General features: G+C 58.1%; 21 protein-coding genes and 1 pseudogene. 4 read left to right on the top strand and 18 right to left on the bottom strand.

The window, feature by feature from the left end:
* Positions 1-334: 334 nt before the first annotated feature.
* The 12 genes and pseudogenes from LJF34_RS20465 to LJF34_RS20410 all read right to left on the bottom strand — a co-directional run bounded on the left by LJF34_RS20465 (position 335) and on the right by LJF34_RS20410 (position 17471).
* The gene (locus LJF34_RS20465; protein WP_231187354.1) at positions 335-1669 is read right to left on the bottom strand and encodes a glycoside hydrolase family 68 protein; all 1335 of its coding nucleotides are present in this window, start codon (positions 1667-1669) and stop codon (positions 335-337) included.
* A 259-nt stretch (positions 1670-1928) separates the two neighbouring features.
* Positions 1929-3008, bottom strand: coding sequence for a TrmB family transcriptional regulator sugar-binding domain-containing protein (locus LJF34_RS20460; protein ID WP_231187352.1), 1080 nt, complete (start codon positions 3006-3008; stop codon positions 1929-1931).
* A 618-nt stretch (positions 3009-3626) separates the two neighbouring features.
* Positions 3627-4118, bottom strand: a pseudogene (locus LJF34_RS20455) (hypothetical protein); the annotation flags it as partial.
* Positions 4115-4720 (bottom strand): helix-turn-helix domain-containing protein, encoded by a 606-nt coding sequence (locus tag LJF34_RS20450; protein WP_231187350.1) that lies wholly within the window; start codon positions 4718-4720, stop codon positions 4115-4117. The gene LJF34_RS20450 and the pseudogene LJF34_RS20455, both read right to left, overlap by 4 nt.
* A gap of 263 nt (positions 4721-4983) precedes the next feature.
* Positions 4984-5163, bottom strand: a complete 180-nt coding sequence (locus LJF34_RS20445; RefSeq protein ID WP_231187348.1) for a hypothetical protein — start codon at positions 5161-5163, stop codon at positions 4984-4986.
* Between the two features lie 45 nt (positions 5164-5208).
* On the bottom strand, positions 5209-7401 hold the full coding sequence (gene pglZ, locus LJF34_RS20440) for a BREX-5 system phosphatase PglZ (protein ID WP_231187347.1): 2193 nt from the start codon (positions 7399-7401) through the stop codon (positions 5209-5211).
* 3 nt (positions 7402-7404) lie between these two features.
* Entirely contained in the window at positions 7405-7812 is a 408-nt protein-coding gene (locus tag LJF34_RS20435) for a hypothetical protein (RefSeq protein WP_231187345.1), read from the bottom strand.
* Positions 7813-8004: 192 nt separating this feature from the next.
* Positions 8005-11856: a hypothetical protein gene (locus LJF34_RS20430; RefSeq protein ID WP_231187343.1), complete on the bottom strand. Its 3852-nt coding sequence runs from the start codon at positions 11854-11856 to the stop codon at positions 8005-8007.
* Positions 11853-12434: a BREX protein BrxB domain-containing protein gene (locus LJF34_RS20425; protein ID WP_231187341.1), complete on the bottom strand. Its 582-nt coding sequence runs from the start codon at positions 12432-12434 to the stop codon at positions 11853-11855. The genes LJF34_RS20430 and LJF34_RS20425 overlap by 4 nt, the downstream gene beginning before the upstream one ends.
* On the bottom strand, positions 12431-16117 hold the full coding sequence (locus LJF34_RS20420; protein ID WP_231187339.1) for a hypothetical protein: 3687 nt from the start codon (positions 16115-16117) through the stop codon (positions 12431-12433). The genes LJF34_RS20425 and LJF34_RS20420 overlap by 4 nt, the downstream gene beginning before the upstream one ends.
* Positions 16114-16881 carry a BrxA family protein gene (locus LJF34_RS20415; RefSeq protein ID WP_231187809.1) on the bottom strand — a complete coding sequence of 256 codons (768 nt, stop codon included), beginning with the start codon at positions 16879-16881 and terminating at the stop codon, positions 16114-16116. Before LJF34_RS20415 ends, LJF34_RS20420 begins: the two co-directional genes overlap by 4 nt.
* A gap of 194 nt (positions 16882-17075) precedes the next feature.
* A complete protein-coding gene (locus tag LJF34_RS20410; RefSeq protein WP_231187338.1) occupies positions 17076-17471 on the bottom strand; it encodes a hypothetical protein in 396 nt (131 codons plus the stop codon).
* A 374-nt stretch (positions 17472-17845) separates the two neighbouring features.
* Here LJF34_RS20410 and LJF34_RS20405 point away from each other — a divergent pair, with 374 nt between their 5' ends.
* Positions 17846-18415 carry a universal stress protein gene (locus LJF34_RS20405; protein ID WP_231187337.1) on the top strand — a complete coding sequence of 190 codons (570 nt, stop codon included), beginning with the start codon at positions 17846-17848 and terminating at the stop codon, positions 18413-18415.
* A gap of 123 nt (positions 18416-18538) precedes the next feature.
* Here the strand turns inward: LJF34_RS20405 and LJF34_RS20400 are convergent, their stop codons facing one another.
* Complete coding sequence (locus LJF34_RS20400) at positions 18539-18829, bottom strand: HalOD1 output domain-containing protein (protein ID WP_231187336.1); 291 nt, start codon at positions 18827-18829, stop codon at positions 18539-18541.
* 308 nt (positions 18830-19137) lie between these two features.
* On the opposite strand from LJF34_RS20400, the gene LJF34_RS29055 reads away from it, so the two are divergent.
* From LJF34_RS29055 to LJF34_RS20390, 3 genes are all read left to right on the top strand, one after another.
* Complete coding sequence (locus LJF34_RS29055; RefSeq protein WP_255666334.1) at positions 19138-19260, top strand: hypothetical protein; 123 nt, start codon at positions 19138-19140, stop codon at positions 19258-19260.
* Between the two features lie 645 nt (positions 19261-19905).
* The gene (locus LJF34_RS20395; protein WP_231187335.1) at positions 19906-20106 is read left to right on the top strand and encodes a hypothetical protein; all 201 of its coding nucleotides are present in this window, start codon (positions 19906-19908) and stop codon (positions 20104-20106) included.
* 416 nt (positions 20107-20522) lie between these two features.
* Positions 20523-20891 (top strand): hypothetical protein, encoded by a 369-nt coding sequence (locus LJF34_RS20390; RefSeq protein ID WP_231187334.1) that lies wholly within the window; start codon positions 20523-20525, stop codon positions 20889-20891.
* 948 nt (positions 20892-21839) lie between these two features.
* On the opposite strand, the gene LJF34_RS20385 is transcribed toward LJF34_RS20390, so the two are convergent.
* From LJF34_RS20385 to LJF34_RS20365, 5 genes are read right to left on the bottom strand one after another with little or no spacing between them, the layout of a single operon-like run.
* Positions 21840-22298: a universal stress protein gene (locus LJF34_RS20385; protein ID WP_231187333.1), complete on the bottom strand. Its 459-nt coding sequence runs from the start codon at positions 22296-22298 to the stop codon at positions 21840-21842.
* Positions 22299-22341: 43 nt separating this feature from the next.
* On the bottom strand, positions 22342-22527 hold the full coding sequence (locus LJF34_RS20380) for a hypothetical protein (protein ID WP_231187332.1): 186 nt from the start codon (positions 22525-22527) through the stop codon (positions 22342-22344).
* A 2-nt stretch (positions 22528-22529) separates the two neighbouring features.
* Positions 22530-24623 carry an ABC transporter ATP-binding protein gene (locus tag LJF34_RS20375; RefSeq protein ID WP_231187330.1) on the bottom strand — a complete coding sequence of 698 codons (2094 nt, stop codon included), beginning with the start codon at positions 24621-24623 and terminating at the stop codon, positions 22530-22532.
* On the bottom strand, positions 24620-25540 hold the full coding sequence (locus LJF34_RS20370; protein WP_231187328.1) for an ABC transporter permease: 921 nt from the start codon (positions 25538-25540) through the stop codon (positions 24620-24622). The genes LJF34_RS20375 and LJF34_RS20370 overlap by 4 nt, the downstream gene beginning before the upstream one ends.
* Positions 25540-26523, bottom strand: a complete 984-nt coding sequence (locus tag LJF34_RS20365; RefSeq protein WP_231187326.1) for an ABC transporter permease — start codon at positions 26521-26523, stop codon at positions 25540-25542. The genes LJF34_RS20370 and LJF34_RS20365 overlap by 1 nt, the downstream gene beginning before the upstream one ends.
* Positions 26524-26525: the final 2 nt, after the last annotated feature.

Below are 26525 nucleotides of genomic sequence, written 5' to 3'. Positions count from 1 at the left end.
GACCACAAACAGGTGGCCACATTCGAGAGCTCGTGCATCGCGTCCATCGTCCGGCGAGCAAGTTCTTGGCTGTATTTCTTGCTCACACCGGATTCTTTCAGGCGAATCCAATCAGCCAGCTCTGAAGCGTCTAAATAGGCTCGGATCTCCCCACTGCCCTTGGACCAGAGTGAGTAGCGACCTGCCTCGCCGCGTTCACGCCACGCCTTGCTTGCGAGTTCGTCGATCCGTTCGTCACAGGCCTGTGTCTTGCAGGTGATTGCCTCTCGATGGGCTTGTGCCCCATTGTGACTGAAAACTCCCGAATTCTGTAGGCTGATCCTTTAGTGAGATCTCAGCCCGATCGACCAACTGACGGTAAGAAGTGACCGTCGTTGAGCTCGGCGACAATCTTCGTCTCTGTACCGTTAAGTTGGACTTTCAGACTGGGAGCAAGCGTTCCGCCAAAGAGTTCCTTTTGCTCTTCTGGTGGAAGATAACCCACCTCGTCGAGGCTGATCGAACCGCGGGACGTATTGTCGAGCCCACGGAAGTTCTCGAAGCTTTCGACCAAGATGTTGTCTCCCTGCGGCATCGCAAGCCACGAATACGCCTGGAACGGTTGTTCTTCGGGGTTGGCGATAACCAGCCCACTTTCGTTAAGCGGTTCGTAGTCATCATACAGTGAATCGCCCACGAACCCGTACAGAGCGTCAGGACCACTCAGACCAGGTGCGAAAGTGAATTTATGGCTGATGGTGAACAGATACCACTTGCCGTCGTTGAATACAAAGTGAGGGCGCTCGAGCTGTTGGTTAGTTCCGATCGCTTCCATCACTGGCGGCAATAGTTCCCACTCGGTCAACTCATCATTCGTCGCGCGCATGACACCGATGTTTCCGTTGAAGCTTTTCGGGTCGCTTGGATCCTTACTTCCAGTTGGCGTGTTCGCCTCGAATACGACAAGGTCTTCACCCGTTTCGGGATGCTTGAAATACCACGGGTCACGGAACGCATAGACGATACCTTGCTCGCGAGACTGTTCGAGAGTCTGGTACATCTCGCCGTCGGGCGTACCCATGATGGCGTGTTCTTGGTCGCCAGTCAGTTCGACTCCCTTTGGACCCGTTTCGATCGAAGCACCGATGCCCACTGCGGGCCGCTGTCGGAACTCCGGCTCGGGACTGACAGCCGTGTAGAAGTGATAAATCTGCTCTTCGGTCTGATCATACATCGCAGAGCCAGCCCATTGATGATGGCCGAGTGGGGCGTCGAATGCTTTACCACCCTCCTGCCAATTCTTACCGTTCCGCGAGTAGAAGTACCGGATGGTTGCTGCATTGTGGCGGGCACCTGGGACGAGGTCATTGGGTGCCGTGAGTGAGAAGACGATTTGCCACCCGTTAATCTTCACAATGGCCCCATCACGAGTCCGAAGCGGCCACGTGTCCCAGATCCAATACTGATCGGAAATCGAGTTGGGGTTGTCGCTGATTACCGGTGCGGTGGTATCATCAGTCAGTTTGATCTGCTCTGCTTCTGCGCGTGTCCATTGGTCGGTATTCCCTATTTCAACAGCAGTTGCAGAGCCACCCATCGATGAGAGACTCAAACTGGCGACACCAAGACCAGCGGCTGTTTTCATGAAACTTCGGCGATTCGCTTTCGTCGAGTCGTTCTCGTTTCCCATCGCAACAAAATCTTTAAACTACCTCTTGAATAAGTTTCTGGCGAGAATTTTGATTATAGAGATAACGATGCTTACGAATGTTGTCTAACAAATTTACTAATACCGTGACTCACTAATACAATCTGAAAACTTCTGATATTATTTCCTAGTTTAACGTGGCTAGTGAATGAAAAATCCCAGTAAAGTGCGATACGTCCGTAGCGCACCGAGAACTTGAAGCGACTTGGAGAGGACTTTGTCCCGTGAACAAGTCAACCGATTAATTGGGCCTAAGAGTGACCGACGTCGCTTCGTAATCTTCTAAAATCGTATTTTGTCCTCCGACACTAACCTCGCCTGCATCGGTCTCAATGTAGAGACCTGTTTCCAATGTATGTTCGTTAGTCGGTGGTTCGACAAGTGCCTGACGGATTTGGCTCACTGTCCCAGAGATCGTCTGGCCATCGGTTGTTTCGATGTTCGCCCAGAGATCCACCCCTGACTTTTGATGCAGCCGTGCGTGAAGGACGGCCTGCCAAAACCACTCGAACGTTTTCGGGAGCGGATCTGGTTCAGTGACGAAGACTTCCTCCCCTGCCAGCCAATAGGCGCTAAAGAACATTCCACGAACAGAGCCTGCTAAGTGTTGTTCCGAGACTGCGACTCCGTCGCCGCGATCGTGAGTTCCAGACAATAATTGAGCATCACCTATCAAAACTGACTGTGTTGTCTGATGGTTTTTTGACTGGGTATCTGTTGCAAACAGGAATAGGACGTTCTCGCTCCAACACCGAACAACATCTGCGGCACCTGTATATCGATTTCGTGCTTCCTCAAGGTCATCTACATCTTGGACGAGAAGGAAAACAAGGAGATCTCGTTTGGCTGCAGCCTGTAGCTCTGATTCAATTTCTGGATAGATATATTCTGGAATCGCAACGATGACTTCTCTTTGTGCTTTCGAGATGGCGTCTCGCAATCGTTTGATTGCGGTCTTTTGAGACTTCACCATCTTCAGCTCCGGGGTCCGAGGTTCTGTGTCGTTAAACCGATCTTTGAGAACTGGTGTTATCGAATCTATTCGACTTGCGAGGGTTGCCATCGATTCTTCTGGTGGTATGGCACGAATTGTCTTCGGCGACGCGTGATCGTTAACATGGACTAAGCTACGGTCTTCCAGCCGGTCGGTGATGGTGTATACCGCTTGCTGTGTGACGTCAGCGTCTTCTGAAATGGCACCCGTGGTTGCTTCGCCTCGTTCTAGGAGAGTGAGATAGACATCGATCTCTTTATCTGAAAATCCGAACTCACCCAGCTCTTCTCTAAGCATCTCGTCGTTTGGCGCACCGTTCCGAGACATTATACTGGTAGTTGAGACTCAAAGATGATTTGGCTGTTCATTCATATGGCCGTGGATTGCGATGGTTTTCGACGGTCGTTGGCGCCAATTAGTGGTTAGTATTAGCTACTAACCTATCGGCGCAGACTCTTGTGAAATCATGTGCCGTTGGTGAAATCCATAGGAATAGTCGCTCAGAGAAAATCGCTACTATTGGCAGCAAAGCGACATTGACGTAGACAACGTCAACGCGATCATAGCCTGATTGTCGCCGTTAAAGATCCGATTCTCGTCGGCGATAGCGAATTGGTTACACTGTCGTAATCTCCTTCAGACGCCCAGTGTAATCAGCTGAACTGGTTCTTTCCTTCTCTTCGGGCCGCGAAGAGAAGACGCAATTACACCCTTCAGTAGCCAACCGTTCATTCCGCCCTCAGAGGGATTGCAACTTGCACCCCCTCATCTTTTGCGGATCGTCAATTACGGTTAGTGGTTCGGTGGTGATTACGACACTGTAAAGAGCGGGCGGCCTGCATTGGTTGCTTCCGCGGCGAGGTTCGGCGACTTGTCGTCAACGTTCTCTTCGGTTTCGTAATTCTGATCGTGAGCAAGTATCCACGAACCGCTTGTCAGTTTGTGAAGATTCTCGATGAATCGGAAAGCGTTCACGAAGGTCACTGCATCGCCATACCCATGCGATGTAAGTACGGTTTCGGCACCTTCCCCTGCAGCGATATCGGTTGTGTAAATGTATGCATGTGTAGTCGTTCCTGTACTGAGAAGTTGTGCTGCGAGTGCGGCAAGCGCGGCATCTGCTCGTTCGACTTTATCAGCAGGTCGGTCATCAGCATTCGCGATGTATCGCTGGACGCCATCCATTGCTTGCGATACGACTGAAATTGTATAGTCGAGCGGATCGGCTACCTGTGCCCATCCCTCTTCGATTGCCGTCTTAATCGGTGGTCTCTTGGTTTCGCCGGTAGTCTCTGCAATCTCCTCATAGACTCGCTCCGGGAGGAGAAACACGATATCATTCTGTCGGGCAAACGCTCTCACATGTTGATAGCGACTGTTTGTGGGCTTTCCGAGAGCGATGAACATTCCCGAGTCGGCGATATGGATGTCGCTCACGTGTCATCAGATGTCTCTGCAGTTTGCTCGTCCGGCCCAAGATCAGGTCCTACTGCACCGGATTCTTCAATGTCGATGTGATCGTGAACGACCGGGCGAAGGGCCTGGAGAATGATCTCTGCAGCGAGAGGCGAGATATCCAAATCGTCTGCCATCAATCGGTGGGTTACTTCACCGCGCTCACGTGCAACCGTATATGTGAGTGCTGTTGCGAGACCGTCAATGCCGTGGCGAGCGATGTATGTCTCGATATCGTCATTGGTAGATTGGCGACTCACGGCGTCCACCAACATCGGGGTAATCGTATACTCACGCGTTCCATTCCCAGCCGAGACCGTGAGGTCGATCGGGTGAGCAACATATGTTCGCGGTTGCTCGTCGCCCGTTGCTTCGATAACACCTGTATCGGCCAGCCGCTTCACGTACGTATAGGCCGTTCCTTGCGGGAGGTCCAATGCATCCATGAGTTCTTGGACGGTTGCTGGACCCTGTCGGGCAAGGTAGGCGTATAGTTGGGCTAACCGTGGCTCTTCGAGGAGGTCTGCAACCGAGAGGAAATCCCGAATGACATCGCCATTGGCGTGGGATGCAGTGTGTGACATTGGTGTTTGTGCTGTTTACAACTTACAGATAATCAGTAAAGAGTGTTTGGATTGTCGGAGCCGTCAGTCAGGAGCCTCCTCTGGAATCCGCTACTGAACGCATATCGACGAGACGAGTTCACCACATAGCATGCGTTTCGCCACGAGAAGTTCGAAACCATGCATCGATTTGATCACGCTTCCCGACCACAGACACGGTGGCCGGTAGGACCTCTCCCCTCCTGCTGGTTTCTAGCCGATAGATGCCGATACAACTACCATACTCACAATCGGGTTTTGTGAGGCCGAACGTCTACGTCATCGAGGCAGACGATCTTGACCCCCTCTCCTTCGATGAATGCCCGCAGGTACTCGATGTCGCCAACGGTCCGCGTTCGGATGACCTCTGCAGGGGCGTCGTTGAGCATCACCCGTTGACTGGGAGAGAGTTCCACGCTACTCATCCGTTCTCGGTCCTCCGGAAGTGACGTTCATCATAACGGAGTCGATCATCCTTGCGTGATACTGATGAAGTCCAGTACGAACTCTTGCGGAAGCAGGCCGCCGTGATAGAAGCGGTCATCACCGACTCCTCTCTTGCTGAACCGCTTGAGCGGGCTTGCGAGCACGCTGACGTTGGCATCGAGATATCCCAATCGCGTACTCGAATCGAGGAGGACGCCCGATTCGCCCTCACCGACCTCCTCGCCGGCGATCCAGCGGCGACTGGAGTCCGTTGCCACATCCGGACGGGGAATTTTCTCCGGTTTGAATCCCTCCGGGAGGAGAACAAAGCCGTGGTCCGTCAGAATGTACGCCTGGTCCCACTCACACTGCTCGAGTTTATCCGCGATAAACTCTGCGAGGGATTCGACGCGCCGGGACAACAACGCTTCGAGGTCGGTGAGTTCCTTCTCTCCCATATCGTCGAGGTCGTTTTTGAAGTACGCCAACCGCGTCGAATGCCACCCGTCCTCTTCATCACGGGTGACAGTCCAGCCGTCACCGTCCAGCAGCGACTCCCGACGGTTGGTAGTGACGCGCCGATCGTTGCGAAGCGGTTGGAGGTCGCCGTCGACGAGCGAGATGTCGAACATCTGTATTTCACCCGGTGTGATCGCCGCCTTCCCGAACTCGGTCTCCGAGGGAAGGGTTCCGAGCCAAACGCTTTCCTCGACGGCGAAGTCAGGTTTGTCGACGGAGAACTCGCCGACGTGAGTACGAAGTTCGTCCGCGAGCTGCCGGGCGAGATCCAATCGGAGCGCGTCGATGACGAACAGCGCGACCGTCTGTCCGCTTTCCAGTCCATCGGATTCCTTCGTGAAGAACTGATGGGCGTGATCCTCTTCCACGAACGGAGCGCCGGCTTCGACGGTCTCGGTGACGAGACCACCGAGGTCTTCGAGGTAGTCGACGTACTCCGACTGGAGTCCAGTTCGCACGTCGCCGAGTGAATCGGTCGCCGGGTGATCGTTCGGGAGGCCGGTCTCCGGTTTTCCGGAGACGACGAGGTTGAGGACTGCGTCGTCGATCTGCCACGTGCCGTCCTCCTCGTCGGCATACACGGAGACGACATCTTCGCCAGCGCTCTCGTCCCACGTGTCGAGTCTGTGGGCGACCCGGGCAATTTGTACCGCTTGCTCCCACGTCTCCGTCCATGGACTATCCGGGCCGTAGGCACCCCTGTACTCGTCACGGAATCCCTTCCGCCCGCGAAGTGATTCGTACCGCTCTTGGGCGCGATCGAGACAGATCTCGTAGTCACCGTCGTCGAAGGTCGACATCCACGTCTCCCAGAGACGCCGTTCGAGCGCGCCGTCGACGATACACTCCGATAGCTCCCACGGGTCGTCGGTTCCGTCGACGACCCCGGGCCACACGGTTTCCCCGAGGTATCGATCGGCGATGCGGCCGGCCGAGGTAGTGTTGTTCAGCACCGACTTGAGTTCGGGGAGGTCGTGAGCGCCGGCGGTCTCCGCGCGAAACAGTTCGGGGAAGCGGTCCGCGTCGGCACCGGCGTGAATCAGCCACTCCGCGACGGCCCAGCGCCGTGTCGCTGTGACGATGCCCGCCGGCTCGTCCTCGTTGGCGACGGCATCGACGCCGTCGGTCGTCAGTAAGTCCGCCATCTGCTCGATGGTACCCCGGTCGTCTTTGATGTCTCCCCAGCCGTTCTCCAGCACGAACGCCACCGGGTCGGTGTAGCCGCCGGTGACGATCCGCGTGCGAAGCTGTTCGAGCGTCGGAAGCTGCCCCCCGGTGAGTTGGTCGTGGAGAATCCGTGCGATCTTACGGCGCTTTTTCGGGTCGTCAGAACGCGTCGCGTTTTTCAACTCCCACGCATCGAGTTGTCCGCGGCCGAACGCGCGGACGGTGAGGTCTTCGATGCTCATCTCCACCTCGCCGCCCGTGTGTTCGATATCCCGGAACCAGTCGTAATCACCGTCGGCGTCTGCGAGGTCTTTGACGTGTGGAACGTACCAAACCTGTTCGCCGTCGACCGGATCGGCACGAAGTTCGAGTGGCGTCCCGTCGGGGATTTTCAGGTGAACGCCGAGGTCGGCACAGGCCTCCTCGACGATGTCCTCTAGGTAGTTTCCGTCGTCCCACCAGAGGACCACCGGGGTCGACGATTCAGCGCGGTCGAACTCCCTTCGGATAATGTCCTTCGCGGCGTCGGGAAGCGATTTGCTCGCCTGCATGGTTCAGAGCACCTTTTCTTCGACGATTTCGGGGACGATACTCTTCTCCGCGAGTGGTGTGATATTGATCGCCACGCCGTGCTTCGGGTTGGGTTGGTAACCGGCGGTCGTGATCTCCGATAGTGCTCGGTCCGACCAATTCGAGGGAATGTCCGCGGCGACCTCGTCACAGGCTTCAGAGATGTCGGTAGCCAGTTGCTTATAATCGTCAACGTCGGCAGCGAGTTCCGAGAGTAGCCGTTGGCGTTCGGAGACACCACCATCACTAATCTGGGTTTGGCCCGCGTCTTCGAGTTGGTAGCGAACGTTCGCCTCGACGCGGTCGCGCATCTCGGTGACGACGTCCTCGAGATGCTCGCGCTCTTCCTTGTCGAGCTGGGCCTTTCGGTGATGGATGGTTTCTCCGTCCATACGAAATTCGGTGATATTTCAAGCAGAACCATTGAGATGTCTTGAAGATTGCCCATTCCCGGACGCTGTCGATTCGCTGGACGGCATGTGATCCGGGTACTCGAAGTCTCGGAGTCGCATCACCGATTACGATCTCACTATAGAACGACGGGTCGGGTATGATCGCCTTCGTAGTCCCGTAACGAACGCCCGTTACTCGGGCGATTCGACGAGGACGGTGGAACCGTCTTCGAGGTCGTCCATCGCCTCCTGAATCCGTCGCCACTGCTCGTCGACGCCTTCGAGCAACCGTTCGGCGTCCTCGATCAAGCCGGCGACGCGTTCGTCGCTCGGCAGCGAGTCGGATTCGACGGCCGATACCACGGCGGTTGTCGTCTCGTGGTCGGGATACTCCGCCCGTAGTTCGTCGGCGAGTTCGACCAATCGCTCGTCGACTTCGAAGGGATTTTCGGCCGCTGCAAGCAGACGCGTCACCTCATCGACGCTCGGAGGAAGTGATCTGTCGAGTACCGACTGCACCGTACTCGTCACGGGATGGCTCGGACGCTCCCGTTCGAGGCGCCGCGATGCGTCGTGGAGCTGCGACCAAAGGCTCGATGCGCCTCCTGACGTTTCGAGAAGACGGCGAGAACTCGCATACCGCTCGGCCTGCTGGACGACGGATGGGTCGACGAGATCGCCCTCCGAGAACGAATCGCCGTCCCACGCGATCTCGAAGAGGTCGTACAGGTCGTCGATCGTCACACCGCTGAACTCGACGACCACGCGATCGGCAGTCTCCTTGCTACTGCCGTCGTGCGCGTACAGCCACGTCACGAGACTCGATACGATTTCGTCGGGCCGCTCGTCTTTCGGAGCCTCACCGACGATACGCTCGTACTGTTCGTGGACGACCTGCCGTCTGTGCGATTCCGCTTCGTCCAATATCGACCGCAATCGCTCGGCTCGGGGGATTCCGTCGCCGCCGGCGATGTCTTGCATCTCGCCCGTAACGTTCGCACCGGGGTGCAAGCGCTGCATCTCCGCGGTCCGATCGGTAAACCGCTCCCAGAGGGTTTCGTCATCGACTGTCCGGAACAGAGTTCTGGCGCGAGCGAATCGCTTCGCTTGCGTCGCGATCGTCTCCGACGCCACGTCTTCGGTCCGAAGTTCCTCGCCGCCGAGAGCTGGCTCCAGCGCCTCCGCAAGCTCATCCAGAGGTGCTCCCGTGCCAAACTCGCGACGGACGCCGCGAAGGACGCGTTTCACGGGAACGCTGTTCTCGTTGACCCAGCGAGCCAACTCCGATACCCACGCATCCGGATCGCTACCCGATGGTGGCGACCCGATTATCGTCTCGACCGTCGTCCGGATCCGATCGGGGTCGATACCGTCGAGCGACTCGAAGCGAATCTGTATGTCGGCGAGGTTCGTCTTGTTACGGACCGCTCGACCGATCGCTTCGGGGTCGGTGATGTATTCGTCGTTGCGACGGAGCGCGATCTCGTTGGCCGTCGCGAGCGTGATGAGCAGCGCGGAGATCGACTCCCGCGGGGTTCCCCGGTACTTTCCACCGCGCTGGACGGTCTGCACGAGCAGATCCTCGGCTCGTAGCGACTGCCTGTTTTCGTACTCGTCGAGGAACTCCTGGCCCCACCCGTCCGCGAGTTCTCTCCGGTCAGTAGCCACGCCGAGCGTGACCGCGTCTTCCCTCGAAAGGGGCCACTCACCGACGCCGCGGAAGAACCGTGCCATCTGCTTGGCGTCAGCCACTTCGGTGATCCCGTTCGTGAGGACGTAACGCGTTCTACCGAACACGGAGCGGGCTTGGTCGATAACGACTCGCTCGAACGCATCGTCGTAGGTTCCGAGTGTGTCCCCCGTCTGGATGTAGATGTCTCCATTCTCGAGTTGCTCGCGCACTGCCGACTCAAGTGCTCGTTGTTCGTTCCGGTGGTCGGACTCCAGATCGGGATAGGTCTCCGTTTCCTCCGAGAGGACTTCCTGCATTCCCATCATATCTCGAAGTCGGTCAACTATCGACTTCGGGATGGTAACTGCGGCAAGTATGTGTTCGCCACCGTCCCGGCCCTCGTTGGTCGACTGCCACGTTTCCCGCTGTTCACGTACGTCTTCGGGGTGATCAGCGACTACTCTCACTTGGAGCGCATCGAATTCCGGTGTCGGCGCACGTTCGATCGGATCGAGAATCGAGTACTCGAATCGAAGGGGAACCCGCCGCTCACCGTCGAAGTCGACTTCGTGGCGACTCCCGTCCGAGAGGAGGTCGTCACTTCCGTCCTGCAGATACGATTCGAGTTTGGCCGAGAGGCGATGGGACGAAATCTGCTGAGCGCGCGTTTTCGCCCGCGTCAGGATGTCCTCCTGCTCTTCGGAAACGAGGAGATACTCCTCGTCGCCGTGCTCGTTGGTTTCGGTCAGTACGTACCGATTCTCGACAAGCCCGTTTTCGTGGTCGGTAAGGGCAGATCTCACGTCCTCAGTGACGGAGTCGAGTGACGTGTCCGTCGAGTCGACCATGAGTTTGGCGAGGTTTTCCGGCGTCGACGGGATCGTCGATCGGACCTGATTCAGCAGGTAGAGCCCCTTCGCGACTCGAACACGAGATATATTGTCGTCGCTAGCGTCGCATTTCCGGATACGGTCGAGCATCTCCTGAACCCACAACGGGACGTACGTCGTCTCTTCGACCAGTAGGTCGAAGAGGTCGTCCCACGTGACGAGCGCGCCGACCGATTTGTCCCCCCAGTCGAAACGAGTGAACAACGACCGAACGAGGATGAGCAGGGCTCGCCCCTGTACGTACTCTTCCTCGGTGACTCGCCCGCGCGGCATCAACTGTTGGATGACGTTCCGAAGCAGCCCGAGATCGTACTCCCGGAAGGGGTACGACTCGACCGGATCAGGACCGACGCCGGTAACATCTCCGTACGCGCCGAGCGACAGGTCGGGCATACGGTCGATTGCCTCCTTGACAGTCTGCTCGTCTCGGCTGTTCTTTTGTAACCAGCGTTTGCGAACGATGATCTCCGTACCAGCTCCTTCGAGCGGTTCCTGTGCCCCGTACCACGGTTGGGCCGTAACGTCGGTGTCTTCGAACTCGCCGTGGATCTTTCCGATCGGATACTGGCCAGTTCCGATAATAGGCGGGTTGGGGCCGGTTGCCAGGTCGGTAAGGGCTTTCATCGTGTCTTCGAACTCCCGGTACCGGTGGCGACCGTCCCCGATGAACAGGGCCACTTCGTCGAGTCCGATCAGGAGTTCGGTGTTGCCGTCCTTCGTGCTCAACGCTGATTGTGCCTCTTCGACCCGTTCTACGAGGTCGTCGGCGTCGAATTCGTCCGGAGAAACCTCGTTGACGGCCTCGTTTATCGACCGTTTGACCTCGGCGGGAGTTTCAAACGGCGAGTCCGTGAGCGTCGGCACAGCCTCGTAGAGCCAGCTCCGTAGTGACGCACGTTCGACGAGAACCTCGTCGAACGTCTTCCCGTCGTGTCTTAGGTCCTGTAACTGCTCCCAGCAATCGCCGTGGTTCATATCGAGTTGCCACGCCCATTCCAGGAGCCAGTTCGGATCGGTCGGGTATCCGAATTCCCGCCCGATAGCCTCGTAGATGAGGTATGGAAGCGGTGGTTCCTGTGATGCGTCTCGGTTGAGGAGGTTGAGGAAGACCGGCTTTAGCCGATCCACGTGGGAGTTGGCGACGCTCCCGCGGAACGACTGGAATCCGGGCCATCGGTCGGCCAACTCCTCACCGAGGTCGTCGAATTCGGCTTCCGTGTCGGCCGCGAAGCCGATGAGCTTCAGCAGGTGGGTCTTCCCCGACCCGAATGTCGCCGAGATATAGAGGAAACGCGGATCTTCGTGCGGATACTTGTCGATGAGTTTGCCAAGTGTCGTGAGGACGTTGCGTGCGCTCTCGGTCTCGTAGAACTCACGAACGTCGTTCTCTGCACGTTCGCGTGCGTTGACCTTCTGTACTTCCTCGAGTTCGCGCGTCGGCGACTGTTGGAAGATGTCGTGGATTCGTGTGTCGTCAGTCATTGCAAATGCTCCTCCTTGACTCGCCCCTCGATCTGATGGGCCGGGTAGTAGCTCCGCGATTCTCCGCCGAAGAAGCTCAACTTCCCGCCGCCGATGTTACCGGGGAAGGGAATGCCGATCGTGGAGCGGACGTTTCGCCTGTCGAGTTCGTCCAACAACTCCGAGGCGCGCGTGAACGGATAGAGGCTGCCGAGATGGGTCAAGACCACGATGTGGCTTTGTCGTCCGGGGTCCGCGATTTCCTCGATCGTCTCGTTCACGAGTTCTTCGGCCAGCCGTTCCTGCATCGTCTCCCTGACCGCTTCCGGTTCCGCTCGCTCGCCGATATCGATCGCGATGTCGAACACCTTTGTCTCGACGAGTAATCGGTCCAGCCTGAGGACTTCGACGGACCCCTCGTTCGGAAACCCGTCCGTCTTCCGCGGATTTTTCGCCCATTCGGTGAGATGGTCAGCGACGCGGTGTTCGTATTTGGGCTGAACGGGAACGATGACGAACGGGTTCCGAATCCCGCGACTTCCGTCCGCGAAACGCGCCAATCGTTCCTTGAAGTCGTGAAGCGGACGATCGCTCGTCATCGAAGCACCACCCCCGAATCGCTCCGCTCGATGGTTAGATCGCGCTGTTTTGTAAGACGTTCCAGTCTCGCATCGAGCGTTTCGCGATCCGACGGGAGCAGCCCGACGATGGTGACATCGGATGGGTCCCTGTCACCGACGACACCCTGTAATCCTTCGAAAACCTCCCGCAACTCGGGTATTTCCGCGTCAGCGTACACGGAAAGCGGCGGCGTGTCCACGAGTGTATCCGTCGCTCGAACGAAGTCGTCGGTTTCCGCCGTCGTCGTGCTGCCAGTGACGACATCGACGGCCTCATCGACGTCCTCGTACCACCTGATCGCACGCCGAAGCGGGGTGATGTACTCGCTCTCGAAGGCTGGGCGGACGTTCGACTCGAAGCGACCCGCCGGCTGCACCCACGAGTGCGCTCGCAGGTCGGCGACGAGCGACTCGATGTCGGTCGATTGTTGGAACGTCGTCCACGCGTTCTCTATCGCGGTGTCCAGTGATGGCGAGACGCTTCTCACATCGGTGAATCCGTCCCACCCATCGTGGCTCCACCACTCTCCGGAGTAGTCGTCGATATTCCCGCGGAGTTCCTCGCCGGCTTCCGAACAGTCGTCGGAAAGCCACGTGTATGGCCGTCGAGCGAGGGCGAGTTGGGCGTCGAGCTGAACGAGCGAGGGAAGTCGACGGTTCCACACCTCCGTTGCGTCCTCGTTCCACTCTTGGGCAGCACTCGTGGCTTCGACGGTGTCGTGCCAATCCGTCTCCCCGGACTTCACGGCTTCTCGCCGGGTATCCGCGGCGGTTTTCTGCGTATCGAGCGCGTCGATGAAGCTCACGAGAAGATCGCGAACGTGTTCCGTTCTGATGTCGTTCTCGGCGACCAACTCCACGTCTTCGGTTATGCTTCTCAGTCGCCCCGCGAGCGCGTCGTTTGCTTTCTGTAGTTTGACGATGCCGTCGGGAACGGTTTCGGTCGTCTCGATGAAGCCGCCCTTCTCGAGCGCCCCACGGACGTCGTTTCCGCCAGCGATCTTCAGACGCGTCGTCGTCAACGCGTCGAGGTCGAGTACTGCATTCAGTTCGAGTGAATCGCCCGTTTCATCGACCGGCAGAAAGTCACCCTTTCGGCAGAGGCCCCAAATGATCGCGCAGAGTGCGGGACGAGCGCCTTCGTAGATCGGTTTTCGGTCGACGATCACGTCGAGAATCGTCGCCATCGCGAGACTCCCACCACGCTGTTTTAATTGTCGACCGGTGAATGCGCGGACGTTGTTCTGGATGGAGCCACCGTGGGTCTCCGGATCTTCGGTGGCAACCTCGATCTGCTCGGCCCACGTCGGGAGCGGGTCTTTCGCCGTCAGGCTCCGAAGTTCCTGCAGATGTTCCTCCCCGACACGAATCATCATCGGATGGAAGTCGCTGGGATAGCGAACGTCGATGGCCTCCTCGACTGCGGCCGTCAGTCCGCGTATTTCCGTCCGATCCTTGACCGCGAACGTGCCGTTCTTGAGCGTCTCCACGAGTTTGCTCCGAACGCGAGACGCCCGGTCAGACAGGTCGCGCTCCACGGATCGGGGAAGAGCATGGTCCCCGACCGCGGCCCTGAGCGCCCACCACTCGATGAGGCTCTCTCGGAGATCACCGACCCCGTCGTCTCCGATCGTCCATTCGAGGGGGTCGCCATCGTAGTTCACATCCGTGTCCGTGGGGCCAACCCCCTCGACGGCGATGTCGATGTCGAGTGCATCATCGGCATCGATCGACGTATCGAGGTCGATACCGTCGACGCTGAACCCGTAGCGAATCGGATACTGTTCGCCCGTGTCACCGTACTCGGCGGCGGTGGGTAACGATAGTTCTCGAACGATATCTTCCCAGAGATAGGCGTCGACAGAGGCAATGATGTCGTCCCAATCAGGGGCATCGAGGTTGTCTTCGGATTCCTCGTAGATCTCTCGCTCTTCCTGATTGGCGAACGTGTATCTTGCCCCAGTCTCATCGTGCGTCGGGCGAATGAATTTACGGAGCCGCTGTAGTGATTCCTCGACACGATTTTCCATCTGGAACTGTGTCGGGCCGTCGAGGTCGTTCAATATCGCAACAGCGAGATTTCGTTCCGACATCGGAATCGTCTCGGGAATGTGCTGCAGCAGGAGTACTGCTTTCGCGACCGAGACATCGATATCGTTGAGTTCCTTCTCCTCTCGCTTCCGTCCAATCTCCTCAACGACTTCTACGTCCCGAGGCGTGATATCTTCGAGTTCGGGTTCGATCAGGTCGTAGAAGTCGACCAGCGAGATGACGGTTGCCTCATCGTATTCGTCCTCCTCAACCCAGTCCTGAAGGAGGCCGTGAACGAGGGCCAGGATCGCACGAGCGGTTCCGGAGAAAATGGACTTTGCCGGATCGGGGGCCGCTTCCCGAAGATTCGAGAGGATCGTGAGGAATAGTGCAGGCTGGTAGGGAAGAAGCGGGTAACAGTCGCGGAAACGATCACGCTCGATACTGTCGAGCGGGGGCTCCGTGTTCTGTTCGATCCCCGAATACACCAGCAGTGTCTCCGGGTCGTTGCTGGTACGTTCGAGGATCCGTTCCGTCTCTTTCTCTCCTTCCTTCGTCTTCTTTAGCAAGCGCTGTGTCGAAATTTCACCGACGTGGCGGCTCGGGAGTCCAAAACGATGGGGGAAGCGGTCTTTGACAATGCTGGAGTCGGCCCCGTGCGCTGCAAACTGCGGCTGAACGTCTTCAATTTTGGCCTGCGCCGTCGCCACCAGTTGTACGTCACCATCCCCGATTTCGTCGACGCTTTCCGCGAGCGTCTGTAACTCGGTGAGACGGTCGAAGTCGGTCCCGATGAACAGGCTCACTTCGTCGAGCAGGAGGACGAGTTTGACCGGGCGACCGAGTCGTTCTTCCCGCTCGCTTCGGAGGTGTTCGAGCCGTCTGACCATCGCGGCGGGGTCGAAATCGGATGGGGTCAAGTCATCAAGCCCGTCCGTCGTTCCCGTTTGTTCCTCGAAGAGCGCCGGCAGTACTTCGTTAGCGAGAAGATTGTACTGCTGGACGTCCCGCCAACCGTATCGACCGGCGTCGCCGACGGTCGATCGGAGTGCCGACCGAGCGCGTTCCGTTCGGTCATCCCACGCATCGGTCGTTCGATACCAGTCCTCGAAGTACGCAACGTCGAGTTGCGAGGAGAGTCCGCCCTCGACACCGGTGAGTCGTTCCGATCGATGTGCGGCGCGGAGCACGATTTCACTGAAGCTTCGCTGCTTTTGCCCCTGATACTTGAGGAGGTTCACCGAGACGGGGATGATTTCGTACTCCTTGTGAATCGACGCCCACGTCGTCTCCAGCGTCGATAACTCGCTGTCTCCGGCTAGCTGCTGCCAAATGTCGTCTTGCTCCCGGAGCCATTCGCTGTCCATCAGCCCTCGAAGCACGCTGAGCAGGTGGCTCTTCCCGCTCCCGTAATATCCGTAAAGCCAATAGTTCGCGCCGGAGCGCATATCCTCGGAACGGCCGCGTAATCTGGCGAAAAAATCCCGCATGAATTCCTCGGACTCCGCGGTCACGTGGTACGTATCGATGGACTCCAGTCGGTGATCCCGACCGTCGTCCTCGCGGTCGATACGGACGGACTCCTCGAAATCGTCACCCACGATAGCGACGAACCAATCGTCCGATGTCATTCGTTCTCCTCCGCCCGTTCTGCCCATGCGAAGGTTTCTCCGACCGGTTGGAGTCGTAGTTCCCCGTGAATTCCGCTGGCCTCCCAGTCCGGATGTCCGCTCACGCGTTCGGCCAGCGAATCCCAGTACTGTTCCGGTTGGAAGAGATAGTGCCAGCCGACTGGCCGGGATAGCCATTCCTTGCCGTCGTTCTCGTAGGAATACCCCGATGCGACGAGTAACGGAATCGTCCCGACGTTCGGTGCTCGACCTTGTAGCGACTGTTGGGTTTCGAGAACGTCGATCTCGCGTAGCACCGAGCGCAGTCCTTTCCCCCACCGGTGCGTCGTGGAATCCGCATAGTCGAATTCGCTCCCGTCGTCGTAGTGAAATTCGTTCAGGAATCGATCGACCGTCTCCTGTGAGAAATCGAGTCCCTCGTCGCTGGCGTTCTGGAATCGCTGGACGTACCGATGGACGACGTACTTCACCAGCGGGTCGTCCTCGACGAGATAGAAATAGAGAACCTGTGCTTTGCCGCGCCTCGTTTCGCACTGGTCAAAGACGGACGGAAGTTGGGTGACTGCGGGGAGGTTTGGGCTGGCTGTTTTAAAGCGAGAGCTGAGAACGCGATAGATTCCCCGTGAACTCCCTCGGGTACTCCGCTCGTCGTGTCTCTCTTCGAGCCACCTCTCTTCGACAACCGTCCAGTCACGGTGACGAGCGTAGAGTCGCGCCACCGTCTCCGCGTTCTCGACGAGAAGCCCGCATCTCGTGAGGTCCACCGACACCTCGTTACGACTGTACCTCGCATCGAGTGAGGGCAGAGAAGTTCCTTGGCCGTCTGTGCGAAGACTCATACTACGAGTCGACTCATCGATGCTACTTATGTCGTAGGGAAAGCCAGCGACGGTGGAGATAAACAGTCGCGACCGATACGGAGACGATGGACGATCGGGAAGCCGTCGTCTGCGCGAGATCAGTCCGCCCAGACGCCGGTGAGTAACAGGGTAGTCGCGAGCATGATCAGGAGCGCGATCGACTGAAAGATACCCGCGCCGACCCAGAACCACTTGCGTTTCGCGTACCCACGCATGCGCCCGGAGGCGACGAGTTGTGGGAACGACGCGGCTCCTCGACGTATCGGCTCCAGCATTCCCGAGAAGAACACCGGTGCCCCGAGCGCGCTGAGCAGCCAGACCAACACCAGATCCGGACTGGCGAGTTGCTCGGCTAGCTTCGTCGAAGTCCCGTTCAACAGGTTGAGAACGAAATTCCGCGGCGTCTCCTGATAGGCCTCTTCGGAGATACTTTCGGGGACTTGTCGTCCCGAGTAGTCGGTGATCCATCGATAGACCCGTCTGTATACAGTCACCGGTGCTGGATCTCCGTCCCACTAGGTATCGGTGCCAGTCATTTGGGTCCTTTGCAGATCTACCGATTTCCCCCGAGATCACCGATGAGACTACCTGAAACCGGTCGTTTCGGAGGAAACGGATCACATCGCCGACTATTTGACGTGGAGACGGTCCCGAAAACGGCGGGGTGAGGTCCACGTACTCCACGAGGACCTCCTAATCGAGTACCCTGATCGAGCCGGAGGACCTCCCGATTGAGGACACCCTAGAGTGTACTAGGGAAGAATTTACAAACACCGTTCCCGTTCTTGGGATGATACTGTGACTACCTGTGCGTTACTGACTGGAAACCATTGGATCTAGTTGGGTCTCCCTGAGTCTCTCCTCCACGATGAGCGTTCGAAGACACTGCTACAAAGAGATAGAACAACACATGCACGACCAAAATCGCGACCACGACCATCGTTCTCGGCAAGGAGTCGACCGTACCACGGAAAAAACGGAATCCGCGATCGTCATTGCAGTTAACGAAACCGACGAGTCCTCCATCGACAAGCTCGCCGACACTGCTGTGGATATTGCAGGTCCTGCGCACGCAACCGTTCATCTCGTTCGCGTCTTTTCGGGTGCCGAATTCGAACGGACGGTTGACCGGCTCAATTACGATGTTGCATCACCACCCGACCCGGACGAAGTCGCGGCACGGACCGCTTCCATCCGGGAGGCCACTACGCAGCTGAAAGATCCGATTCATAACGTCGGTGTACCCGTCGCTATTCACGGACGCATAGCCGACAGCGTCGGCGCATCTATCGTCGAGGTTGCAAATGATACCGACGCTTCGCAAGTCATCATCGGTCATACACAGCGGTCTTCGGGCGGGGGGATGTTGTTCCGAAGTACTGCTCAGTACGTCCTTCTCAACGCACCATGTCCCGTAACGTTCGTTCGTGGCGGTTGACCTCCCGGATAGTCCCCGTTGAGACTTCGTAGGATAGGTTACCGTTGTACGTTCCCTTCACCCGCTCGATCCGGCCAATGAGGGGTCCGACGAAAACACGGTAGCCGGGTAATTCACGGCGTCTTATCGACTCTCGGCATCGAGCGGTTCGAGTTCGATCGTCCGATCAGCGTGGACGCTGACCCGATAGCCGCAGTACTCGAACATCACTTTCCCGTGTCGGTCGTTCTCTCGATGGAGTGGAGCGAACAGCGCGTCGAGTGCATCCGGGTCGATAGCTTCGTACAATGGCGGACAGTCGTTCATATCGGGACCGTCACGGGCAGCGATGGCGGCATGGATCAACACCGTGATCGAGGGCTTTGCTACGGTCGTTTGCTCGTCGTTTGGTGTATTGGTTGAAGTCTCTCCCATGATTGTAGGCTCTCCCCGGAGCGCTCGTACTGTTGGAGATTTCCCACCGAGCACTCCATCCAAAACGTGGGCACGTAGTTATAAACATCCTCTGGCAAGAGATGAAGCGACTACTCTCGTAGAAACACGCACATACGTCGATGAAACAGCCTATCCGTATCTAGTCGGTCGATGGTCGATCACTTCTCCCTCGTATCGATCACAGCCAGACACTTTTCTACTAGCGGGTGAGCCCGGTATCGGATCGTTTCGCTTCGGGTATCGAACTCGACCATTCCGGCATCTTCCAGCTTTGGGAGGTGGTTGTGATGCAACGCGATACTCACGGCGTCACCCCGAGTCCGTCGTGTGCTCGTCTCGTCCCCCGATTCATGCTCCGAAATATGCGTGACGAGATCGGCTACTGTCGCGAGATCGTCTTCGGTCCGTGAAAGGAAGAAGAGGATTTGGCGGCGATACGAATGGGACAGGATATCGAAGATCGTATCGAGGGAGGGATTCGCGGATGCAGAGCCATCCTTGCGCTGAGAAGAGTTTATCGGGTTGCGGTTGAACTGCGAGCTACTCGTCGTAGAATCGAGCCTACTGGACCGAGCGTTGTCGTGCGGATTCATTGGTATGTGCTTTTGTGATGGCGCATGGGCAGTGTGTCCCTCGTACCGGCGACGCGCATGAACGCGATCCGAACGCGCTGCAAGGATCATCGGAGCGCGGCTCGAACACACTTTCTATTCAACGATACGATTATCCAAAGTATATGTTTCTGTAATAAACTTCGGGCTGCATTTGCAGGCTTCTCGGTTCCACGTCTTCCACACGAGAAGGCCATATTTTCATATTCTCAGGATTCGATTTTATTGACGGCTCTTGAAGCCACGAGTGAACAGCAGAAAGGATGCGATGGGTAGTCGGACGGTCGTTTCCAAGCATCGTATTCCGGATCCGCACGGCAGTATCCGCCGGGTTTAGTATGACTTGCATTCAAAGCCAGAACGTAATGGCCCTCTCACGTTGTCTCTTCTTCTGTACCGAGCCGCAACCGAGTGCGAAGCAGACCACTCGATCCACTAACTATCATGGTCACCACAGCAACTGCCGACAATCAACCTAGCGAACGGTGTGATAACTGTGATGCGATGACGCCGCACGAGGTGACGGTTAAACTAGTCACCGAGAGCGAAGCCGATTCGAATGCAGTGTTCTCCCGCGAACCGTATCGGGTCACGAAGTGCCAGCAGTGTGGCGCGACGACCGAACAACGCGCAAACGATATGTAGAGGAAGTAAATCACGTCCGAGACGACCACCTCGAGTCGAACGGAGTCGCGGATCGCCGACAGTCGGTGTCGAAATTGTGGCGGCTTTGTCACCCGCGATTTTGCGTGGCTTTGGTGATGATGGAAATAGCGTCCGTGGCCGTTTAGATCGGACGGATGGCACTGCCGTTTAGAATGGCCACGCAGTCGATCGATAACGAGGTGCTCCATAGCATAGCGAGCGATCCTCTTCGGCACCAATCGCTCCCTCCCCGACGCAGTATGGGGGGTGCGTTCGCTGACCCCATTTGAGTTTAGAGACGTACTCACCTACCTGTCCCCATTTTATACGGTGACATACGCAACAGCGAGATATTCATCGCCACGCGAGTTACTACAAAGTGGACGAAAGGACGCTTGAGAGCAATGAACAAACATATGAAATTTCGAACAGCGACCGAAGACCTCGAAAGCACTATCAGCGGTGCAACAGACCAGAGACTTTCGGAGACGGAAATCAGTGAATTGCTCACGAGCCAACGGCGACGGGTGATCGTTTCGTATTTACAAGTATGTGATGGTCCGGTCGAGATCGAATCACTGATCGAACACCTCACCTACCAAGAACTGGAGGACAGTTCCGATGGCACGCCGACTCGACTCTTCGAAGAGATTACGAAGGCCGTCTGGAACGATCATCTGCCGCTACTCGCCGAGCACGATGTCATCAAGTACGATCGAGAGAGCGAGAGACTGCGCGGGTGGACCAACATCGGTCAGCTATCACACCGCCTGAGGAAACGATAGCTGAACGATCGTCTTTTCACGCGCGGACTGACCGTGATTCCTTTGAACACCCCGTTCGGATAATCGCCGAACGGACGAGAGAGCAAACCCGGACCGCCGAGATGAGAACTTAGTCCGCCGAGTTCATCCGAGGAGATGGAGTTGCGGGTGTCGATTCAGGAGCGGAAGAAACGGGTCCATTGACGAATAGCGCATGCCCGATCAGGAGGATGGAGACGGTTGCGCCGACCGGTACGGCTGCTGTCATCGAAAGCCCAGCGGCGCTGACTGCACCGGTTACACCGATCAATGCGAGCGGGATCAAACCGAGAATGAGATCATAATATCCTGTCATAATCTATTCTATAAAATGGGTCGTAGGTACATAAGAGTTCTGCATAGCTACTCTGGGGGTTCTTCATTATAACTAGATAGCATCTGAAAATGCAACCGATAACTTATGAGATTCGGATAGTCGCGTTCCATCTCAAAATGAACGGCTGTCGGAACGTGCTACCGATGCCATCGGTTGCGAACGTGGGTTACTACAATCGATATTTGTGTTACCGGAACGCGTTTTGTTCCGCCATCCGATGGTACAGATGCGCTCTCACAACCGGCCGGGATGGCTCCAAGGAGCCATCATGCGACGCTCCTGCGACTGACCGGTTGTGGGAGCCTGCGATCGGCATTCCGTGCCTTTCCCGGTGAACGGTAGTGGGGATCGGTTTTCGGAAAATCAAATCGGAAACGGTTCGATAGGGCCACCGATGATCGATTCGTCTCCGACGGGATGACGACTACGAGGTCACAGCGTATTCCGTACGCTGGAGAGTCGGCGTCCGGTAAACGAATGACTCGGAGAGGGACACATGGGAAATCGACATGTGCGCGACGCTGACGACGAGGATACCGAGGGAGCTAGCAGCGAGGCTCCGTCGTCCGGTATGGACGGAGAGTGGAATACCGTCAGCCCTTCCCTCCGCCACTGACCATCGAAACGACGGGGCAGGACGCGTTCATCAACACGCTCTGTGCCGTACTCCCAAAGATGGCTTTCCCGACCGGCGACCGTCGTTTCCCGCCGATCACGAGGTAACGGGGGTCGCTCTGCTCGACTTCGGCCAGTATCTTCTCGGCCGGATTTCCAACGCGTCCCCTGGTTTCGACCCGGTCCGGGTCGTAGTCGTCGAGCGATTCATGGACGGCTCGGTAGGCGATTTCAGCGCCGCTTTGCTCTTCCCGGCCGATGGCGAAGTTGTTGTACGCCGGCGTACCTTTGACCGCTGCTTTGTGTTTGTTGAAATCTTCCTTCGGGATGACGTGCAGGACGACTAACTGCTCGTCGTACGTCGTCGCGAGGTCGTACCCGACCGAGATCGTTCCGTTCGAGTGCAGTTCCTCTCCAACCGCTGTAAGTATCGTCATCTGTTGTCACCGTGAATAGTTCGTCGTGGAAACTTCGGCGGGGTCAGCGCCGTCCCTCCACCGATGGATTCCCGGATGATTGCTCGCGCTGTTCCGTTATTCGAACTCCTCTCTCCGGTAGCTCGATGTCGAGCGTATCGTTGACGGCTTCGAGGTTCGCGTCCCCTCGAACCGGAACGGTCACTGGTACCGCGTCGACCACTGCATCCGGCGACGGGGTCCCCAGCATCTCTATACCTCCTCGACCGGTTCACGCTCCGCTCGCTCGCGTTCGCGTGCGTACTGCGCCAGCAGTTCACTCTCGATGTCTTCGACCGGGAAGTGACATGCCGCCTCGTGGTCACCGTTCGTGAACGCCGAGCGGGCGGGGTCGTCCCGTCGACACTCCTCGGTGGCTTTCGGACAGCGAGGTGCGAAGTTACAGCCCCCCGGCAACTCGACCGGGTTCGGCGGTTCGCCCGGGAGCAGCACCCGTTGACGGTCGATCTGTGGGTCCGCCTTCGGCGAAGCCGAGAGGAGCGACGCCGCATACGGGTGTCTGGGGTTTTCGACGACCTCGTCGGTGGCGCCGAGTTCGACTATCTGGCCGAGGTACATCACCGCCAGCCGATCGGTGATCTGCGAGAGGCTCGCCAGGTCGTGAGAGATGTAGACGATGCCGATGTTTCGCTCGTCGGCCATCTCTCGCAGGATATTGAGGATGTTCGCCTTCAGCGAGACGTCGAGCATCGAGGCCGGTTCATCACAGATGAGCAGTTTGGGTTCGAGTACCAGCGCTTGCGCGATGGCCACGCGCTGGCGCTCGCCACCCGAGAGTTGATTGGGGTGCTGGTCGAGGTACTTCTCCGGTGGATTGAGTCCCACGTCCGCGAGCGTCCGTCGGACCCGGCGATCTATCTCGTCGGAGCTGTATCCCTGTATTTTCAGCGGTTCGCCGACCGCTGCCCGCACCCGCTGCCTCGGGTTCAGCGAGTCGAACGGATCCTGGAAGATGAATTGGACCTGCGAGCGGAACTCCCGGGTCCCTTCATCGAGCAGATCTTCGACCGGGACGTCGTCGATGAGAATCTCCCCGCCCGACTGCGATTGGAGCGCCGATATCACCTCGCCGAGCGTCGACTTTCCGCACCCGGACTCGCCGGCCACGCCGACGATCTCGCTCTCGCGGACGTCGAGATCGACGCCGTTCACGGCTTTGACGTAGTCCGGTTCCTCGCCGAGGAGGTCATCGAGGATGGGTTGTGACTGTTCGAACCACTTCTCCAACCCGTCGGTCTCGACGATGACCTCCCCCAAGTCACGCGACTCGGATTCCTCCGGCGCATCGATGCCCCACGTTTCGGGGTCCCTCGCCCGCTCCTGCATGTCGTTCGCCTCGTCGGCGTAGTAACAGGCCGAAACCTGGTCGCCGCTTTCGACGAGCGGCGGGTGATCGGTTTCGCACTGCTCGGTCGCGAACGGACACCGGTTACGGAAGACACACCCCGTCGGTGCGTCGGTGAGGTCCGGGAGCGAACCCGGGATGGATATCGCCTGTTCGTCGAACTCGTCGACCTCCGGGAAGGCGTTTTTCAGCCCCATCGTGTACGGATTCTGCGGGTCATCGAAGACGTCGAACGTGTCCCCCTGCTCCATCACCTTCCCGCCGTACAGCACCGAAACATCGTCACAGGTCTCCGCGACGACGCCGACCTCGTGGGTGATCAACAGCAGGGAGCTATCGATCTCCTCCTGGATCTCCATCAGCTTGTGGACGATCTTGTCCTGGACGATGACGTCCAGTCCCGTCGTCGGCTCGTCCGCGATGATGAGGTCGGGGTCGAGCGCGAGTGCCATCGCGATCGCAACCCGCTGGCGCATGCCCCCGGAGAACTCGTGGGGATACTCGTCCGTTCGAGCCGGATCGAGCCCGACTATTTCGAAGACCTCGTCGACGCGCTCGTTGGCTTCGGCCTTCGAGACGTTCCTGTGCTTGCGAATCGACTGGCGGATCTGCGCACCAACGGACATCACGGGGTCGAGGGAGTCCATCGCGCTCTGCGGGATGTAGGCGATTTCCTCCCAGCGAACGTCCCGCCACTCCTGCTCGGACAGACCGACGAGTTCGCGACCCTTGAACGTGACACTCCCGGATCGGACCGCACCGTTGTCGTCGAGCAGTCCGAGAACGGCTTTCGCGAGGGTCGACTTCCCGGATCCGGACTCACCCACGAGGCCGTAGTTGGTTCCCTCCTCGATCGAGAAGGAGGCGTCGTTAACGGCATGCACTTCGCCATCTGCGGTCCGATACGTGATCTTCACGTCGTTGACTTCGAGTAGACTCATTCTTGCTCCGTTCTGAGTTCGGGGTTGACGATCTCCTCGAGGGCGCGCCCGACGAGGAAGACCGCAGTGGTCACGGCAGCGATACCGAACGCCGGCGGAAGGACCCACCACCAGGCGACCCGGATCGCGCCCGACCGGAACACCTGCTGTAGCATCCGCCCCCACGAGGTCGTCGTCGGGTCGCCGAAGCCGAGGAACGCGAGCGACGCCCCGACCACGATCGACCACCCGACTGCGTACGCGGTGTAGAGGAAGCCGATGCCCAGCACGTTCGGTGCGACGTGCAGGAACATCGTCCGGAGGTGGCTCGCCCCTCTCGCACGGGCCGACTTCACGAACGTCCGCTCTTTAACCGTCATTACCTCCGAACGGATGACTCGTGCCGGCATTTTCCAGAGGAAGACCACGAGGATGGCGGTGATGAGCCAGACGTTCGGCGTCACGAAGGACAGTATCACCAGTGCCATCGGCAAGAGCGGAAGCGCGAACGTGAGGTCGGTCAGCCGCATCAGTGCCTCGTCGACTCGGCCACCGAAGTAGCCGCTCGTGAGTCCGACGAGGAAGCCCAACACGCCGGTTCCGACGCCACCGAAGAACCCCATGATGAGCGTTGGTTGGGCACCAGCCAGGAACTGACTGAGGACGTCCTTCCCGAAGGACGTCGTTCCGAAGAGCGCTTTCGAGCTCGGTTCCTGTAGTTTCATGATCGAATAATCCTGGCGAAGGGTGTCCTCGATCGGATGGTGCGGGGCGATGTACGGGCCGAACAGTCCCATGAAAATGAAGACCGTGAGGACGATGAGACCGACCCTCGCGGCGGTATCCTGCCAGATGATGCTCATCATCCGGGACGCGCGATCGAGCTCGGATCTGAGGCGCTCTCTCACGGTATCGACGTCGAGCGAGTATCCGGACATCAGACGTCACCCGCTTCGATCGTCGGATCGAGTTTCGCGTACGCGAGGTCCGCGGTGAGGTTCATCACGATGACCGCCAGTGCCATGATGAACACGGCGGCCTGGACCGTCGGGTAATCCTGATTGAGTATCGCCTGGACGAGCGCGCGGCCGATTCCCGGCCACGCGAAGACCACTTCCAACGTGATGACTCCCTGGAAAATCATCCCCGTCCGGAGCGCGAAGTAGGTCACCAGCGGGAGCAGGGAGTTGCGACCGGCGCGGGCGAGCTGTTCCCGCTCCGAGAGCCCCTTGGCGCGGTGGAGCTTGAGGAACTCGGATCCCTTCCGCTCGACGATCGAGTTGCGCGCCAGCATCAGAAAGTCGCCGCTGAAGAACAGTACTGATGCCGTGAAGGGGAGAATGTAGTGTTTCAGGAAGTCGACGGAAAGGAACGTCGCTACGTACCCGTGTGGGTTCTCCACCGGACTACGCATTCCGAATGCGGGTAGCCAATTCAGCCCGTACGAGAAAGTGATGAGCAGGAGGATGCCGGTCACGAAGATCGGGGTCGCACGGAAGAACGTCGTCGTCACGATCGCCCCCTGTTCGAACCACGACCCGCGGTTCCAGCCGGCGTACATGCCGGCGATCGAACTGATGACTGCCGTGACGACGAGTGCGGGCAACAGGAGGACGAGCGTGTTGACCAGCGCGGGGATGACGATTTTCCCGACCGGCCGTTGCTGCGTGAGAGAGACCCCGAAATGGAACGTGAGGAGGTTTCTGACATACTTCAGGTACTGCACGTATATCGGTTCGTCGAGGCCGTACATCGTCCGCAGCCGCGTCACCTGCTCGGCCGTCAGCGATCCGGATGCGACCAGACCGCTGAACGGATCGCTCGGCAGAAGCCGGAGCGTCGCGAAGATGATGCTGACCGACACGATGGTCAGTATCGCTGCGATCGCGGTCCGTTTGATGAGGAATTTTCGAAAGCTCATTG

This window comes from Haladaptatus sp. DYF46, assembly GCF_021083305.1.
GTDB lineage: Archaea > Halobacteriota > Halobacteria > Halobacteriales > Haladaptataceae > Haladaptatus.
Note: the sequence above shows the minus strand (reverse complement) of the source record. Positions and strands in the feature narration are given on the sequence as shown.